At 46.3% G+C, this 620-nt stretch carries 1 pseudogene; it reads left to right on the top strand.

The features are described 5' to 3' along the window. Positions 1–398: 398 nt before the first annotated feature. Positions 399–620 (top strand): annotated as a pseudogene (locus A3750_RS05940) (hypothetical protein); the annotation flags it as partial.

The raw sequence follows: 620 nt of genomic DNA, 5'->3' as shown, positions 1-620 counted from the left end.
CAAACTCATTACTAAAACAGAAACGAGACGCGCCCCAAATGCGAGAATCTTAGTGTTCACGGTAACCATTTTAACTCTCCTGAATCGAATTTTTTGTGTATTGAACTCGTGTAATTCGAGCGAAAATCTGCCGCCCAAGAGGACAATTACGTCCCGCTAGCGCCTTTGGATTGGCCGTATAGCAAGCGAACCACCAATATAAATGAATTCCACTAAATTACGCACATTTCGTTAAATATCGTGACATTTCTGTGATCCGCATTATTCCAGCCCTGCGTAATCTTCCCCGAGCGCTCTGAAACACATTGTAAAACCGCGATCGACAAACGTCGGTTCCCAAATTATGGCCCTGCACCTTTTACAGAGGTGCTAAACGAAATTACAAAAGGAAACGAATCATGAGCCTTCTATCCGCTAAAGCAAAACTTAAACGTTGGGCACCTGCCCTCGTACTTGGTGCTATCCCGTTCATTACGGCATGCAGTGATAACGACAACCCTGCACCAGCACAGAATATCGTTGAACTTGTCCAATCAAACGACGATTTCGACACCCTTGAGCAGCTCGTTGTCGATAATGGCCTAGCAGGCACCCTCGCCTCTGACGGTCCATTCACCGTG

It is taken from the genome of Oleiphilus sp. HI0079 (genome assembly GCF_001635105.1).
Note: the sequence above shows the minus strand (reverse complement) of the source record. Positions and strands in the feature narration are given on the sequence as shown.